The organism is Pseudomonas graminis, assembly GCF_004364335.1.
Lineage (GTDB): Bacteria > Pseudomonadota > Gammaproteobacteria > Pseudomonadales > Pseudomonadaceae > Aquipseudomonas > Aquipseudomonas graminis_D.
Genome location: NZ_SOCR01000003.1, coordinates 365,691 through 381,785, shown reverse-complemented (window position 1 = coordinate 381,785; position 16,095 = coordinate 365,691). Strand labels below are relative to the sequence as shown.

13 protein-coding genes are annotated in these 16,095 nt (G+C 60.9%); 8 read left to right on the top strand and 5 right to left on the bottom strand.

Annotated features, from left to right (window positions below; all coding sequences use genetic code 11):
* Positions 1-387 precede the first annotated feature (387 nt).
* Both EC919_RS06760 and EC919_RS06755 read left to right on the top strand, forming a co-directional pair.
* Positions 388-711, top strand: a complete 324-nt coding sequence (locus EC919_RS06760) for a hypothetical protein (protein WP_133772376.1) — start codon at positions 388-390, stop codon at positions 709-711.
* Between the two features lie 199 nt (positions 712-910).
* The gene (locus EC919_RS06755; protein WP_133772374.1) at positions 911-1,534 is read left to right on the top strand and encodes a flavin reductase family protein; all 624 of its coding nucleotides are present in this window, start codon (positions 911-913) and stop codon (positions 1,532-1,534) included.
* Here the strand turns inward: EC919_RS06755 and EC919_RS06750 are convergent, their stop codons facing one another.
* Both EC919_RS06750 and EC919_RS06745 read right to left on the bottom strand, forming a co-directional pair.
* Entirely contained in the window at positions 1,535-1,774 is a 240-nt protein-coding gene (locus EC919_RS06750; protein ID WP_065992300.1) for a hypothetical protein, read from the bottom strand.
* Positions 1,775-1,892: 118 nt separating this feature from the next.
* On the bottom strand, positions 1,893-2,246 hold the full coding sequence (locus EC919_RS06745; RefSeq protein ID WP_133772372.1) for an antibiotic biosynthesis monooxygenase family protein: 354 nt from the start codon (positions 2,244-2,246) through the stop codon (positions 1,893-1,895).
* 369 nt (positions 2,247-2,615) lie between these two features.
* Here EC919_RS06745 and EC919_RS06740 point away from each other — a divergent pair, with 369 nt between their 5' ends.
* The gene (locus EC919_RS06740; protein WP_432213795.1) at positions 2,616-3,569 is read left to right on the top strand and encodes an AraC family transcriptional regulator; all 954 of its coding nucleotides are present in this window, start codon (positions 2,616-2,618) and stop codon (positions 3,567-3,569) included.
* Positions 3,570-3,623: 54 nt separating this feature from the next.
* On the opposite strand, the gene EC919_RS06735 is transcribed toward EC919_RS06740, so the two are convergent.
* Positions 3,624-5,255 carry a 5-guanidino-2-oxopentanoate decarboxylase gene (locus EC919_RS06735; RefSeq protein ID WP_133772370.1) on the bottom strand — a complete coding sequence of 544 codons (1,632 nt, stop codon included), beginning with the start codon at positions 5,253-5,255 and terminating at the stop codon, positions 3,624-3,626.
* A 145-nt stretch (positions 5,256-5,400) separates the two neighbouring features.
* Here EC919_RS06735 and EC919_RS06730 point away from each other — a divergent pair, with 145 nt between their 5' ends.
* A complete protein-coding gene (locus tag EC919_RS06730) occupies positions 5,401-6,288 on the top strand; it encodes a LysR substrate-binding domain-containing protein (protein WP_133772368.1) in 888 nt (295 codons plus the stop codon).
* A 459-nt stretch (positions 6,289-6,747) separates the two neighbouring features.
* Positions 6,748-8,253: an MDR family MFS transporter gene (locus tag EC919_RS06725; protein ID WP_133772366.1), complete on the top strand. Its 1,506-nt coding sequence runs from the start codon at positions 6,748-6,750 to the stop codon at positions 8,251-8,253.
* An 18-nt stretch (positions 8,254-8,271) separates the two neighbouring features.
* Here EC919_RS06725 and EC919_RS06720 read toward each other — a convergent pair whose 3' ends face one another.
* Complete coding sequence (locus EC919_RS06720) at positions 8,272-9,132, bottom strand: cache domain-containing protein (RefSeq protein ID WP_133772364.1); 861 nt, start codon at positions 9,130-9,132, stop codon at positions 8,272-8,274.
* A gap of 218 nt (positions 9,133-9,350) precedes the next feature.
* Entirely contained in the window at positions 9,351-10,010 is a 660-nt protein-coding gene (locus tag EC919_RS06715) for a TetR family transcriptional regulator (RefSeq protein ID WP_133772612.1), read from the bottom strand.
* Between the two features lie 254 nt (positions 10,011-10,264).
* Between EC919_RS06715 and EC919_RS06710 the strand changes: the two genes are divergently transcribed.
* Genes EC919_RS06710 through EC919_RS06700 form a run of 3 tightly spaced genes read left to right on the top strand, consistent with a single transcriptional unit; the run spans position 10,265 to position 16,026 of the window.
* The gene (locus EC919_RS06710; RefSeq protein WP_133772362.1) at positions 10,265-11,425 is read left to right on the top strand and encodes an efflux RND transporter periplasmic adaptor subunit; all 1,161 of its coding nucleotides are present in this window, start codon (positions 10,265-10,267) and stop codon (positions 11,423-11,425) included.
* Positions 11,426-11,428: 3 nt separating this feature from the next.
* Complete coding sequence (locus EC919_RS06705) at positions 11,429-14,563, top strand: efflux RND transporter permease subunit (protein WP_133772360.1); 3,135 nt, start codon at positions 11,429-11,431, stop codon at positions 14,561-14,563.
* Positions 14,560-16,026: an AdeC/AdeK/OprM family multidrug efflux complex outer membrane factor gene (locus EC919_RS06700; RefSeq protein WP_133772358.1), complete on the top strand. Its 1,467-nt coding sequence runs from the start codon at positions 14,560-14,562 to the stop codon at positions 16,024-16,026. The genes EC919_RS06705 and EC919_RS06700 overlap by 4 nt, the downstream gene beginning before the upstream one ends.
* The last annotated feature ends 69 nt before the right edge of the window (positions 16,027-16,095 follow it).

The following is a 16,095-nucleotide window of genomic DNA, read 5'->3' as shown; positions in this document are numbered from 1 at the left end:
GCCCGGCTTTATGCCGGGCTTAATTTTTCTTGGTGACAAAACCTGAAACCCTTGGTTTGACTGGGTGCATGGCGAATTTTTGCGAGCCATCAAGCCGGTGCACTCCCCCAGACTCCACTGACTATCATCCACAGCCCATCCCCCTCCATACGACGCGCTAGCAATAAACCCTCTCCGAGTCAACAGACAAAATCGCCTTCAATGATGAAAATTGCCCCATTCCAGCGCAAATGTCTCTGCAGCGCTTTAAAACCGGGCATTTCAGCCCACTATCATTTTTAGCGATGGTCGTTAGCAACAGCGTTAACTTCAACTTAATCCGTACGCGCGTAACATTGGCTCCATTCCCAAGTTGAAAGAATTATTGAACTTACTGGAGCAACACTCATGAAAACGTCGAATATTATTTTTGGTATTAGCCTTTCCATTCTGGCATCGAGCGCATTCGCTCTGCCGGCTTCCGAACAGCACTCTGCATTTAACGGCACTGTTGTAGCAGAAGGCGGTTCTTCTCATACCAACGCGTCGCACACCGGTTCTTATCGTCAGGCTTCCGATGGTTCTGACCACGTCGGCGCCAATCGTCTCGCCGCTGACGGCGCTGACCGCGTCGGTAATAACCGCCAGGCTGCTGACGGTTCCGATCACGTCGGTGCAAACCGCCTGGCCTCTGACGGCGCTGATCGCGTCGGTGCCAACCGCGCCAGCTAAGCATTACCCGCTTCACGTTTACCGCTTCATGTTCCACCTCCCGAACTCCCTTTGTAGCCCGACGCATGTCGGGCTTTTTTTTGCCCGGGGTTCGGAGGTCGCTGGAATCCTCATCCAATGCCTTGCACTATGGCGACCTGCATCCTGCACGCGCACACCATGGCCGCTTCGCCGGCAAACTCTCATTCAGGAACACACCATGTCAGACGATATTCATTTCTACGAACCGTCCAAAGGTCATGGACTGCCCCACGACCCGTTCAACGCCATCGTGGGTCCACGCCCGATCGGCTGGATTTCGTCCCAAGACGCAGAGGGCAAGCTGAACCTGGCGCCCTACAGCTTCTTCAACGCCTTCAACTATGTGCCGCCAATCATCGGATTCTGCAGCATTGGTCGCAAAGACAGCCTGAACAACATTGAACAGACCGGCGAGTTTGTCTGGAACCTCGCTACGCGCAGTCTGGCTGAGCAAATGAACATGAGCTGCGCGGCAGTGCCGGCGGATGTCAGTGAGTTCGAACTGGCGGGCCTGACCGCAGAACCGTCGCGCATCGTTTCTGTGCCGAGGGTCAAGGAGACGCCGGTTTCGTTCGAATGCAAAGTGACGCAGATCATCCAGCTGCAACGCGCCGACAAAGAGGTCGTGCCGAGCTGGCTGATTCTGGGGGAAGTGGTAGCAGTGCATATTGCCAAGCGGCTGCTGAAGGAAGGTGTGTATGACACGGCGGCCGGCGAGCCCATCCTGCGTGGCGGTGGCCCGGCTGATTATTTCCAGCTGAGCGCGGAGTCACTGTTCAAAATGTACCGGCCAAACGTCTGATCAATCCTGGGCGAACACCAGTTCGCCCTCTTGCGTGACGTCGGCGAGCCGCTCCAGCTCTTTTACGGCGGCGTCGTCAGCGGCGAGCGCGGTAGGAAATTTCTGTTCGGCAAGCACGCGGTGAAAAGTCGGCGCACCGCCCATGACCCGGGCCTTGACGGCAATGGCGGCGCTGTAGCCGTCGTCACCGGGAACCGCTGCCGAAACGGCTTCGTGATGCTGGAATTCTTTGCGTGCCATGGTCCGACGCCCTGCCTGGAAAAATAAAGGCAGGATTTTAAACGCAGGCGTTCGAACACCTGAAAGGTTTTCTTCGCTGACGTTATCGGCGCCCCCGTAAGCAAAAGCGCCTGACCCGTCACCCCGCCAGGCGAGCCTCCACAGCCACAGGAGGCGTCTGTGCCTGAGCGGGCGTTACCGTGGCGAAGGTCTGAAAATCCAGGCTCGCCACCAGCAACTCGGCCACCAGTTCGGAAAACAGGTTGAGCTCAGGTGCAGCGAACCAGTCGTTCATTGCGGAGGAGTCGGCCCAGGAGCCGGTAATGACCCAGAGGTTTTCGTCGGTCAGGGATTTCTGCAGCCCGAAGTGCAGGCAACCGGACGCCGCCGCGGACGGGCTGATCAGGCTGCTCAGGCGGGCGCCCAGTTGCGCACTGCGTCCAGGGCGGGCGCGGACGGATACCCAATGGCTCACGGCTGAAGTAGTTAGCATGCTCTGCGCTCCTTGTTTTTTGCGTGCGTGTCTTTTGCGTGCGTGCCGCGCGCCGGGATCGGGAATCCATGAAACGAGCTGCGACGGGAAGTAAAGGTTAGGGGCAGCCGCGCTCCCTGCGGTAGCCAATTACTGCCCGGTTATTGCCTGATTCTGCGCTGGCAGGTTCATAGTGACGGCCGCGCTCAGCGCCGGGCCGCGTGCTGCCTGTGGACTTTCGAGCAACGATCCCAAGCGAAAAGGGCCCGTTCATGGCAACGCAACACAGCGGTAACAGAATCAGGCAAGCATCCGGCAGGATTCGCCTAACGCTCGCGCTTGCCCAAAAATAAGCTGTGCTGCATCAATGCCCTGTCAGAGGAATACCCCATGTCGCTATCCGCTTTTGCGCCGTCCGCCCCGGATGCTCGACCTGTTGCCGAGCTGAGCGCGCAGATGACGCAACAGCGCGCCGAACTGGCAGACCTGATCCGCCGTCATGCGCCCGCCGATGGCAGTTTCCAGACGGTGATCAAACCGTTGTTCATGGTTCGCCACGATCATCCTTCGCAATCGGTGCCGGGGCTGGTGCAACCGGCGCTGTGCATCATGGCCCAAGGCCGCAAGGACGTGATGCTGGGCGGCGAGCTGTACACCTACGACCCGCTCAACTACCTGGTGCTGTCAGTGGCCCTGCCCATCAGCGGCAAGGTGATTCACGCGACCCCGGAAGAGCCGCACCTGGCCTTGCGCCTGGAAATTGATCCGGTTGAAATCAACGCGCTGATCGCCGAAGCCGGTCCGATGAGCGTGCCAACGCGTCACAGCGGGCGCGGCATGTACGTCGAGCGGATCGACTCACCGCTGCTCGACGCCGTCATTCGCCTGATCCGCTTGCTGGACACGCCGAAGGACATTCCCATGCTCGCACCGCTGATCAACCGGGAAATCCTTTACCGACTCCTGCGTGGGAGCGAAGGGCACCGGCTGTATGAAATCGCTATTTCCAACTGCCAGACCCATCGCGTCACTCAGGCGATCAAATGGCTCAACGAGCATTTCCAGCAACCATTGCGGATTGAAGATCTGGCGAAAGAAGTGAACCTGAGCGTCTCGACGCTGCACCACCGCTTCAAGTCCGTCACCGCCATGAGCCCGTTGCAGTATCAGAAGCAGCTGCGCCTGCAAGAGGCCCGGCGGCTGATGCTGGCGGACGGCCTGGAAGCCTCGGCCGCCGGGTATCGGGTCGGCTATGAGAGCGCGTCGCAGTTCAGCCGCGAATACAGCCGCCTGTTCGGCGCACCACCGTTGCGGGACCTGGCGCGCCTGCGCAGCACGGTTTGATAGTGCGATGACCGTGTCGGCTAACCCGCCGTCACGGTCACCCGGATCCGAACGTCAGACCCAGGCGTTCATCCAGCGATGCTGGTCGATCTCGATCAACGTCGGGCCGTCGCGCTGACTGGCTGAGCTCAGGGCCGCCCTTAGTTGCTCCACGTTGCCGACCTCCTCCGCGGCGCATCCCATTGCCTTGGCCACACCGATGAAGTCAGGCGTGTAGATGTCGACGCCGATGGGCTCAATGGCGCGGTTGAGCATGTACTTCTTGATCTCTTCGTAACCCTGGTTATTCCACAGCAGCACGACGATGGGTGTTCGCGCTTCCACGGCACTCGCCAGCTCGGACAAGGTGAACTGCAGGCCGCCGTCCCCAATCAGGCACACCACCGGATTGGTCTCCCCGGCGTCGCGACTGCCGAGCCAGGCGCCCACGGCGGCGGGCAATGCATAGCCGAGGGTTCCGTAACCGGTTGACGAGTTGAACCAGCGCCGGGGCTTGTCGAGGTCCAGGGTCAGGTTGCCGGTGTAGACGGGCTGGGTGGAGTCGCCCACGATCACGGCTTCCGGCAGCACGTCGAGCACCGTCTGCAAGAACAGCGTCTGCGCGCGGGTCGCGTCGTCCCAGCCCGCCTCAAGAATCGTCTTCAGCGCGGCAACCCGCGCGGCGCCCCAGTCCTTGCTGCGCAACGCCAGCACTTCGCCGGCCAACGCATCCACCAGGGCCTCGGCGGCGCATTGAGCGTCGGAGACCAGCGCAACTGTCGGCGCGAAGTTGCGCACCGTCTGATCAGGGTCGATGTCGATGCGCAGCAATACGCCCGGAATTTTGAAGTGGCCCTGAAACGTGATGTCGTAATCGGTCTCCGCCAGTTCAGTGCCGATGGCCAGCACCACGTCGGCACTCTCAATGACCTCACGGGTGGCATCGAGGGACTGCGTCGAGCCGATCAGCAGCGGGTGAGCGCCCGGCAGTATCCCTTTGGCGTTAATGGTCAGCGCCACCGGTGCGCCGAGTCGTTCGGCCAAGCGCGTCAACGCCGGGGCAGCGTCAATGGCGCCGCCACCCGCGAGAATCAAAGGCCGTTGCGCCGTGGCGAGTAGGTTCGCCATTTGCCGGATCGCAGCGGGTGCCGCCCCCGCGCGGGTCACCGATACCGGTTGGCTGTGCAGCAGGGCGTCGGCATTTTCAACCAGCACGTCCAGCGGGATCTCGATGTGCACAGGACGCGGACGCGCCGCTCGAAACACCGCAAACGCCCGGGCCAGCACCGACGGCAATTCAGCCGCTGACATCAGCGTGTGGGAGAACGCCGCGACGCCCGCGACCAGCGCACTCTGGGACGGCAGCTCATGCAGTTTGCCGCGACCGCCGCCCAACTGACTGCGTGACTGGACACTGGAAATCACCAGCATCGGGATTGAGTCTGCATAGGCCTGGCCCATCGCCGTGGTGATGTTGGTCATGCCGGGGCCGGTGATGATGAAGCACACGCCGGGCTTGCCCCGGGTACGCGCATAACCGTCGGCCATGAAGCCTGCGCCCTGCTCGTGGCGCGGCGTGATGTGGCTGATCGACGACCCCGCCAGCCCTCGGTACAGTTCGACCGTGTGCACGCCCGGAATCCCGAACACCCGCTCCACGCCGTAGCCTTCCAGCAACCTGACCAGCACTTCCCCGCACGTCGCCATGTGTTGCGCTCCTGTATTAAAACTTGCCCGACGACTATCACGCTCGGCCCGGCCTGGTGGTCGGATTGGAACCGCACGGCCATATCGACCACAACGCAAAAAATGTCATGCTTAGCCATGTCTTCAGCTCATGGCTCGCCCGCCGATGAAACGCCTTCCTCCCCTGCCCGCCCTGCACACGTTCCTGATCACGGCGAAGTGCTGCAATTTCACCCGGGCCGCCGAGGCGCTGCATATCACTCAAGGCGCGGTCAGCCGGCAGATCTCCGGGCTTGAAGCTCATTTGGGCTATCGCCTGTTCAATCGTCAGGCCCGGGGTTTGAGCCTGACCGCCCAGGGCCGCGAACTGCTGCCGCGCATTGAACAGGTGTTCAGCCTGATCGAAGAGGCAGTGGATCAGGTCGATGCCAGACCGAGGGCGCTGCAGATCAAGGCGCCGACCTGCATCAGCCGCTGGTTGTTGCCGCGCCTGCTGCAGTGGCAGAAAGAACGGCCTGACGTGCCGGTGCAATTGACCACGACCAGCGCCCACGTGGTGGATTTTCGCCGGGAGGATTTCGATGCCGCCGTCGTGTTCGGCGCGCATCCGGGTGACGCCACCCACGTGCAGCACCTGTTTGATGAACAATTGACGCCCGTGTGCTCGCCAGCACTGACATCCAGCGATCCCCTCTCCCGCCTCGCCGATCTGGAAGGGCACATGCTCCTGCACCCCACCCTCGACGAGCGGGACTGGACGCTATGGCTGAAGGCCGCCGGGTCGAAGATGCGCCATGTCGAGCAGGGCCAGCACTTTGACACGATGGACCTGGCGATGACCGTCGCATCACAAGGGTCGGGGGTTGCCATTGGCGACTGGTCGCTGATCGGTGAGGACCTGAGCGCCGGGCGTCTGGTCATGCCTTTCGGGCTGAAAGTCAGGACCGGCGCGGCGTATTACTTCGTGCGTCCCAAAGGCGCCGAAAAGAATTCTCCCCTTCATGATCTGCTGGACTGGCTGTCGCTGCAGGCGGCTGAGCGGCGCATTGGCTGAGCCGCGCAATGCCGGCTCTTCCCCAAAGGCCGGACTGATACAAACATTCAATCCCCATCGCCCGGCTCACACGCCAATAGCGACCTACACTGACAGTGTCCGCTCTGAAACAGATGTCCTACCGGATAGAGGCAAATGTCATGAGAACCACAATAAAAAGACAGTGCGTTTATGTTGTCGCCGTTGCTGCCGTGTTGAGCCTGTATGCCGCAGGTGCTTACCGAATCGAACAAATGAGGCAGACGCCACGCATGGCGGTGGTGTGCACGATGGGGCATTGCATGCCCACTGATGCAACGTTCAGCGCCCTTCGTTGACGGCAGACGCCTGTCGACCTGACGCGGTTCAACGTACCGCGAAAATCCACGCAGCCTGCTATCGATTAGCAAGCTAACGGACTAAACTTGGCGCAAATTCCTGCGTGTGTTCAGCGGGTCAATCTGCCAGTCGAGTCCCTTTGTGACGAGCCTCAATCAACCCCGTCCGGACATCCGCAGCATTCTGTTTGCGCTGATGATGGCCGTCTTCCTCAGCGCGCTGGATCAGACCATCGTTGCGGTCTCGATGCCGGCCATCTCTGCCCAATTCCAGGATTTCGACCTGCTCGCCTGGGTGATCTCCGCCTACATGGTTGCGCTCACCGTGGCGGTGCCGATTTACGGCAAGCTGGGGGATTTGTACGGCCGGCGCCGCTTGATGCTGTTCGGGCTGGCGACCTTTACCCTCGCCTCGCTGTTCTGCGCCATGGCCCAGAGCATGGAGCAACTGGTGCTGGCGCGGGTGCTGCAAGGTGTCGGCGCCGGCGGCATGGTTTCCGTGAGCCAGGCGATCATCGGCGATATCGTCCCGCCTCGGGAGCGCGGTCGTTATCAGGGTTACTTCAGCGGGATGTACGCCGCGGCCAGCGTGGCCGGCCCTGTGCTTGGCGGCTTCATGACCGAGTACCTGTCGTGGCGCTGGGTCTTCATCATCAATCTGCCTCTGGGGCTGGCGGCATGGTGGGTTGCGCGCAAAACGCTGGTCGGCCTGCCGATTCCCCAGCGCAAACCGGTGATCGACTACTTGGGCACAGTGCTGATGATCATCGGCCTGACCGCCTTGCTGCTGGGCATCACCGAAATCGGGCAGGGCCACAGTTGGCGTGACGAGTCGGTGCTTATGCAACTGGGGGTGGCGCTGCTCGCGCTGGTGATTTTCGTCCTGTATGAGCGGCGCACCCGCGAGCCTTTGCTGCCCATGCACCTGTTCGCCAACCGCAGCGCAGTGCTCTGCTGGTGCACGATTTTCTTCACCAGTTTTCAGGCCATCTCGCTGATCGTGTTGCTGCCGTTGCGCTTTCAGACCGTCACCGGCGCAGGGGCCGACAGCGCGGCGTTGCACCTGATGCCACTGGCCATCGGCATGCCCATGGGCGCGTACTTCGGCGGCCGTCGCACGTCACTGACGGGCCGCTACAAACCGATCATCCTCACCGGCGCAGCCTTGATGCCGCTGGCGATCCTTGGGATCGCCTTCACGCCGCCGCAGTCGGCCCTGCTGACGAGCCTGTTCATGGTCCTCACCGGCATCGCCAGCGGCATGCAGTTTCCGACCTCGCTGGTGGGCACGCAGAACTCGGTGGAGGTCAAAGACATGGGCGTGGCGACCAGCACGACCAATCTGTTTCGTTCGCTGGGCGGCGCGGTAGGTGTAGCGACGATGTCGGCACTGCTGCTGGCGATGCTCGCCGGTTCCGGCATTGCCCAGGTCGGAGGCAGTTCAATGGCCGGTGAAGGTTCGGGCAACTTGCTGATGGACAGCCTGCACGCCGCCAGCGGCCCCGCACTTGAAGTGCTGCGCGGGCAACTGTCGATGACCTTTCAGCACCTGTTGATGGGCAGCGCGGCGGTCTCGCTGCTGGGGCTGTCGGCCGCGCTGGCGATGCCCAATAACCTGCTGCGCGGGCGAGACGACAAGGACCGGTAAGCGGACCTGCCAAGGCGATCAGCCGCTGTAATAACCCACCGCCACCAGCAATTCACCGACCTTGCGCACATAAGCGTGCTTGTGTTCGATCTTGCTGGTGACCGGGTTGCGCCAGCGGTATTCGTATTCGCCTTCGGACTGTCTCTTGATGAGTTCAAGCATAGGAATGCCCACCGGCTTGCCTTCCGGGTCCTTGACCTTGCTGAAGTCAGTGTTCACCAGCCGCAGGTTGGTGCCGTGGGCCAGATAGCGTTCGGTGTCGACGTTCACCACGAAGACGTAAAGATCGTCCTGCAGAAATCCGCCCTTGAGATCGTTGATCGCGCGAAGGGTCCCGTCTCTATCCTGTTCCAGCGCTCTGGACACCTTGTCGAGTAACGCCCTCGCCTGTTCCGGCGAAGCGCGGGGCAAATAGTAGCCGACGGCCAGAACCCGATCGCCGATGCGCTGGAAATACACGCGCTTGCGCTCGACTTTGCCGTCCCGCCAGTTCTGCCAGCGATATTCGGCCTGCTGAACGCCGGCGCTCTCAGGGGTTTGCAGCACTTGTTTGAAGGTTTTTTGCAGCTCCGGATCGAGCACCGACGATACGTCACGGCCGATCAACGCCACCGATGGCCCACCACTTGCAAGCATGATCCCTTTGGTATCGGTGACGAAGACATAACGCTCGCCATCGACAAACTCACCCTGGCGGCTGAACTCGGCCAGCGCATGGTCCCCCTGGACGCGGTAACGGGCCACGGCTTTTTCCAGCAGCGCCTTGGCCGCTGCTGCTTCCTGCACTTCATCGCCCGCTGCCCAGCCTTGCCCCATGCACAGCGCGGCGAGGGCACCGAAGAGGAGTTTCCTGCATGCGTTTTTTGACACGACTGCCATGGCTTCGCCCCCACGCTTATTGGTTATGGGGGGAGCGTAGCCGCAAGATCGGAATAGGGCAGCATTCGGCTCTTCAATGGGGAGCAATGCCTGAATGAGCGCTGAATGGCCAGACTCGTGGAGTAAAGCGAAGGTAAACCGCCTGTTCAGGAAGGCTCAGGCGCGGTATAGATACAGGCCAAGCGCCACACAGCGCACATTTGCCGCTGCAGGCAGATTCAGTGGATTGAGGATGCGGGAGATACCGGGTCGCGTAACGCCGGGCTGAAGCGAAGCATGTCGAGAACGCCGTCGACCAGACGCTCGGCCTCGTCCTGCAGGGAGAAGCTTTCCGGGACCAGCAGCCACTGCCCTAGAATGCCGTGTATATAAGCATGCAAACAGATGGCGCCGCGTTGCGGATTCAGGTCAGCCGGGAGCTGCCCCTGACGGGAAGCATTGCCAAGTGCCAGCGCAATTCGCTCGTTGGCGTCGAGCCATACAAATTGACGCTGTCGCCGCATGTCACACATTTCGTCGGTAAACTCGAATTTATGAAACAGAATTTCATTGATGCGACGGGTCTTGGGATCGCCGGCAACTTGCTGAAACAAATGAATGAGAAGCTTGCGCGTCCATCCCAAAGGGTCAACTTCGTCTTCGCTTTCGCTCGCCCTCGCCATTTCTTCAAGAGGCTCGTGCAGGCTGTCGAGCATCGCCTGGACCAGATCGGCCTTGTTGCTGAAATGCCAATAGATCGCGCCGCGCGTAACGCCGGCCAGCGCTGCAATGTCCGCGAGTGTCGTGCGGGAGACCCCTCGATCGTAGAAAGCTTGCTCGGCAGCTTCGAGAATCTGCCTGCGTGTTTCCTGAGCTTCTTCTTTCGTACGTCGGACCATGGCAGTCAATACCTCTCTAAAAATGCCTCAGGCGCTCCGGTCGAGTGGCCTGCACAGCACATCGGGCGGCCTTTGTAATGCCTTGTCCCGGATCTACAATTAATGCCCTTGCTGCGTTGGATTGTCGCAGCCTTGGGTGTTTACAAACAGCCGTGAACGTAAGTATATTCATTAGCATGCTATTTATCCAGCAGGAACCCCTTCCCGCACCTTTCCACTTTTCATGAGTTCAGGCTCCTGACCCGAGGATCTTCATGCAATTCAAGCCAGCTGTTACCGTACTGGTCACTGCCATCGCCCTTGCATCGCTGCTCAGCGGATGCAGCAAAAAGGAAGAAGCGGCCCCAGCACCACCGCCCCCTCAGGTCGGCGTCGTTACTCTTAAAACCCAGGCCTACACCCTGACAACTGAGCTGCCCGGCCGGACCACCGCGTTCCGTATTGCCGAAGTGCGTCCGCAAGTGAACGGCATCATCCTCAAGCGCCTGTTCACTGAAGGTGCGGACGTCAAAGCCGGTCAGCAGCTCTACCAGATCGATCCGGCGATTTACCAGGCCACCCTGGACAGCGCCAAAGCAACCTACGAATCCTCCAACTCCCTCGCCGGCCGCTACAAGCAGTTGATCAACGAGCAAGCGGTCAGCCGTCAGGAATACGACACGGCGGTGGGTTCGGCTCGCGAAGCGAAGGCGGCGGTGCAGACTGCAGAGATCAACCTGCGCTACACCAAGGTCTATGCGCCGATTTCCGGCCGCATTGGTCGCTCGCTGGTGACGGAGGGCGCGCTCGTCAGCAATGGTCAGGCCGATGCGATGGCCACCATTCAGCAGCTCGACCCCATCTACGTGGACGTGATTCAGTCTTCGGCCGAAATGCTCAAGCTGCGTCGCGATCTGGAAAGCGGCAGGCTGCAGAAAGCCGGCGACAACGCCGCCAAGGTCAAGCTGGTGCTGGAAGACGGCAGCCTCTACCCGATCGAAGGCAAGCTTGAGTTCTCCGAAGTGTCGGTCGACCAGACCACCGGCTCGGTGACACTGCGTGCCGTGTTCGCGAATCCGGATCACACGCTGCTGCCAGGCATGTTCGTGCATGCACGACTGCAATCGGGCGTGGCCGAAAACGCGATCCTGGTTCCACAGCAGGGCATCACCCGCGACCTGAAAGGCACACCGACCGCACTGGTGGTGAACGCCGATAACAAGGTCGAATCCCGCACCCTGGTCGCCAACCGCACCATCGGCAGCGACTGGCTGGTAGAGAAAGGCCTGAACGCCGGTGATCGCGTGATTACCGAAGGGCTGCAATACGTCAAGCCCGGTGCTGAAGTGAAAGTGGCCGAAGCCACCAACGTCAATGCAGCTAACCCGGCCCCTGCCCCGGCAACTGATAAAGCCGCAGGCAGCAAAGGGGAGTAATTCATGTCGAAATTTTTTATCGACCGGCCGATTTTCGCGTGGGTCATTGCCCTCGTGATCATGCTGGTGGGGACGCTGTCGATCCTCAAGCTACCGATCAACCAATATCCGGCCATTGCGCCGCCGGCCATCGCGATCGCCGTGACCTACCCGGGCGCCAACGCGCAGACCGTGCAGGACACCGTGGTTCAGGTGATCGAGCAGCAGCTCAACGGCATCGACAACCTGCGTTATGTGTCGTCGGAAAGTAACTCCGACGGCAGCATGACCATCACCGCGACGTTCAACCAGGGTACCAACCCGGACATCGCTCAGGTTCAGGTGCAGAACAAGCTCAACCTGGCCACCCCGCTGCTGCCCCAAGAAGTGCAGCAACAGGGTATCCGCGTGACCAAGGCGGTGAAAAACTTCCTGATGGTCGTCGGTCTGGTGTCCGAAGACGGCAGCATGGGCAAGGAAGACTTGTCCAACTACATCGTCTCGAACATGCAGGACCCGATCTCCCGTACCTCCGGTGTGGGTGACTTCCAGGTCTTCGGTGCCCAGTACGCCATGCGTATCTGGCTCGACCCGGCCAAGCTGAACAACTTCCAGCTGACCCCGGTTGACGTCAAGACGGCCATTACGGCCCAGAACGTTCAGGTGTCTTCCGGCCAGATCGGCGGTCTGCCGGCGCTCAAGGGTCAGCAGCTGAACGCCACGATTATCGGTAAAACCCGTCTGCAGACGGCCGAGCAGTTCGGCAACATTCTGTTGAAGGTCAATCAGGACGGTTCGCAGGTTCGCCTCAAAGACGTCGCCAAGGTCGGTCTGGGTGGCGAGAACTACAGCATTGACGCGCAGTTCAACGGCAAGCCGGCGTCCGGTCTGGCGATCAAGCTGGCGACAGGTGCCAACGCACTGGACACCGCCAAGGCGATCCGCGCCACGATCTCCCAGCTGGAGCCGTTCTTTCCGCCTGGCATGAAAGTGGTTTACCCGTACGACACCACGCCAGTGGTTCAGGAATCCATCACCGGTGTGGTTCACACCCTCGGTGAAGCGATCATCCTGGTGTTCCTGGTGATGTACCTGTTCCTGCAGAACTTCCGCGCCACCATCATCACCACGATGACCGTGCCGGTGGTACTGCTGGGTACGTTCGGGATCCTTGCCGCCGCCGGTTTTACCATTAACACGCTGACCATGTTCGGGGTCATTCTCGCCATCGGCCTGCTGGTGGACGATGCCATCGTTGTGGTGGAAAACGTCGAGCGGGTAATGGCGGAGGACAAACTTTCGCCGCGGGATGCCACGATCAAATCCATGGAGCAGATCCAGGGCGCTCTGGTCGGTATTGCACTCGTGTTGTGTGCGGTTCTGTTGCCGATGGCGTTCTTCGGCGGCTCCACGGGTGTGATCTACCGGCAGTTCTCGATCACCATCGTTTCGGCGATGGCGCTTTCGGTACTGGTCGCGCTGATCTTCACTCCGGCGCTGTGCTCGACCCTGCTCAAGCCGATCGATCACGAGAAGCACGGGCAGCCGAAACGTGGATTCTTTGGCTGGTTCAACCGCACCTTCGACCGCAGCGTAGTGAGCTACGAGCGCGGCGTCGGCAACATGCTCAAGCACAAGATTCCGGCCTTCATCGTTTACGCACTGATCGTCTGCGGCACCATCTGGATGTTCACCCGCATTCCGAGCGCGTTCCTGCCGGAAGAAGACCAGGGCGTCATCTTCGCCCAGGTGCAGACACCACCGGGCTCCTCGGCAGAACGTACGCAAACCGTCATCGACAACATGCGCAAGTACCTGCTGGAAGAAGAATCCGGCGCGGTCAACTCGGTGTTCACCGTCAACGGCTTCAACTTTGCCGGTCGCGGCCAGAGTTCCGGCCTGGCGTTCATCATGCTGAAACCGTGGGGTGATCGTGATGACTCCAACAGCGTGTTCGAGCTGGCCAAACGGGCGCAGCAGCACTTCTTCGGCTTCCGCGACGCAATGACCTTCGCGGTCGTACCGCCTGCGGTACTGGAACTGGGTAACGCCACCGGTTTCGACGTGTACTTGCAGGATCAGGGCGGCGTGGGTCACGCCAAGCTGATGGAAGCGCGTAACCAGCTGTTGGGTATGGCGGCACAGAGCAAGATTCTGGCGGGCGTGCGTCCCAACGGTCTGAACGATGAGCCGCAGTATCAACTGGTCATCGATGACGAGCGTGCGCAGGCCCTGGGCCTGAGCCTGTCGGACATCAACACCACGCTGTCCATCGCCATGGGTGGCAACTACGTCAACGACTTCATCGACCGCGGTCGGGTCAAGAAGGTCTATGTGCAGGGCGATGCCAGTGCGCGGATGAAGCCGGAAGACTTGAAGAAGTGGTACGTGCGCAATACGGCCGGTGAAATGGTGCCGTTTGCCTCGTTCGCCACCGGCGAGTGGGTGTTCGGTTCGCCGAAGCTGTCCCGTTACAACGGTGTACCGGCCGAGGAAGTGCTGGGTACTCCGGCGCCGGGTTACAGCACCGGTGACGCAATGGCCGAGGTCGAGCAGTTGGCTAAGAAGTTGCCGGCCGGCGTGGGTCTGTCGTGGACGGGTCTGTCCTATGAAGAGCGTCTGTCCGGTTCTCAAGCCCCGGCGCTGTATGCACTGTCCATTCTGATCGTGTTCCTGTGTCTGGCAGCGTTGTATGAAAGCTGGTCGATTCCGATCGCGGTGTTGCTGGTCATCCCGCTTGGGGTTATCGGTGCGCTCATCGCAACGAGCCTGCGCGGCCTGTCCAACGACGTGTTCTTCCAGGTAGGGCTTTTGGTGACGGTGGGTCTGGCGGCGAAAAACGCCATTCTGATCGTCGAGTTCGCCAAGGAACTGCATGAGCAGGGCAAGGGTATCGTCGAGGCGACCATCGAAGCCTGCCGGATGCGTCTGCGGCCCATCGTGATGACGTCCATGGCGTTCATCCTCGGTGTGGTCCCGCTGGCGATTTCCTCGGGCGCCGGTGCCGGTAGCCAGCATTCGATCGGTACAGGCGTAATCGGCGGTATGATCACCGCGGTTATTCTGGCGATCTTCTGGGTACCCTTGTTCTTCGTTTCGATATCCTCGCTGTTCAAAGGCAAACAGAAACACACTCCACACGATGAGGCTGGCCAATGAGCAAGTCCCTGATCTCGCTGGCGGTCACCGCGTTCATTCTCGGCGGCTGCTCGTTGATCCCCGATTACAAGCAGCCCGCCGCACCGGTGCCGGCTCAGTTTCCGCAAGGTCCGGCTTACTCGCCGGCCCAGGCGGCGAATCAGGCGGCGGCCGAACAGGGCTGGCGCCAGTTTTTCCATGACCCGGCACTGCAGCAGCTGATTCAGACGTCGCTGCAGAACAACCGTGACCTGCGCGTTGCCGCGCTGAACATCGACGCCTACCGCGCGCAGTACCGCATTCAACGTGCGGACCTGTTCCCGGCCGTGGCAGCCTCGGGCACCGGCACGCGTCAGCGCGTTCCCGGCGACCTGTCGCAGACGGGCGAAGCCAATATCACCAGTCAGTATTCGGTGGGTCTGGGCATCAGTTCCTATGAACTGGACCTGTTCGGGCGCGTACGCAGCCTGAGTGAGCAGGCGCTGCAAACCTACTTCGCCGGTGAAGAAGGCCGTCGCAGCACGCAGATCAGTCTGGTGGCCAACGTGGCCAATGCCTATCTGACGTGGGAAGCGGACAAAGAGCTGTTGAAGCTGACCCAGGACACGCTGGGCGCCTTCGAAGAAAGCCTGCGTCTGACCTCTCGCAGCAGCGAAGTGGGTGTGGCCTCGGCGCTGGATCTTGCGCAGTCGCGCACCTCCGTCGAGAGCGCCCGCGTCAAGCTGGCCCAGTACCAGCGACTGGTCGCCCAGGACGAGAACAATCTGGTGCTGTTGTTGGGCACCGGTTTGCCGGCCAACCTGCCCGCGTCGAAGCCGTTGAGCGCTGACATGCTCAACGAAATGCCAGCGGGTCTGCCGTCGGAATTGCTACAACGTCGTCCGGACATTCTTCAGGCCGAATACAGCTTGAAAGCCGCCAACGCCAATATCGGCGCCGCACGTGCCGCGTTCTTCCCCAGCATCAGCCTCACGGCCAGTGCCGGTACGGCGAGCGGCGACCTGAGCGGCCTGTTCAAAGGCGGTTCGGGCACCTGGTTGTTCGAGCCGACAATCAATCTGCCGATCTTCAACGCGGGCAGTCTGCGCGCAAGCCTGGACTACTCGAAGATCCAGAAAGACATCGGCGTCGCCAACTACGAGAAGGCGATTCAGACGGCGTTCCAGGAAGTCTCCGACGGCCTGGCCGCACGCAAGACCTACACCGATCAGCTCAAGGCGCAGACGGACTTCGTCAACGCCAACCAGGACTACTACCGTCTGGCCGAGCGTCGCTATCGCATCGGGATCGACAGCAACCTGACCTTCCTCGACGCCCAGCGTCAGTTGTTCACCGCGCAGCAGTCGTTAATCACTGATCGCCTGTCGCAGCTCAACAGCGAGGTGAATCTGTACCGCGCCCTGGGCGGCGGCTGGTACGAACAGACCCCGACTGGCGAGCGTCAGCCGACTGCGGGCGATGTGCCGTCCACCCGCTTGTTCTGATCCAGCGAGTATGAAAAAACCCACCGATCGGTGGGTTTTTTTTGCCTGTTACATGGGCGGGTCAATCAG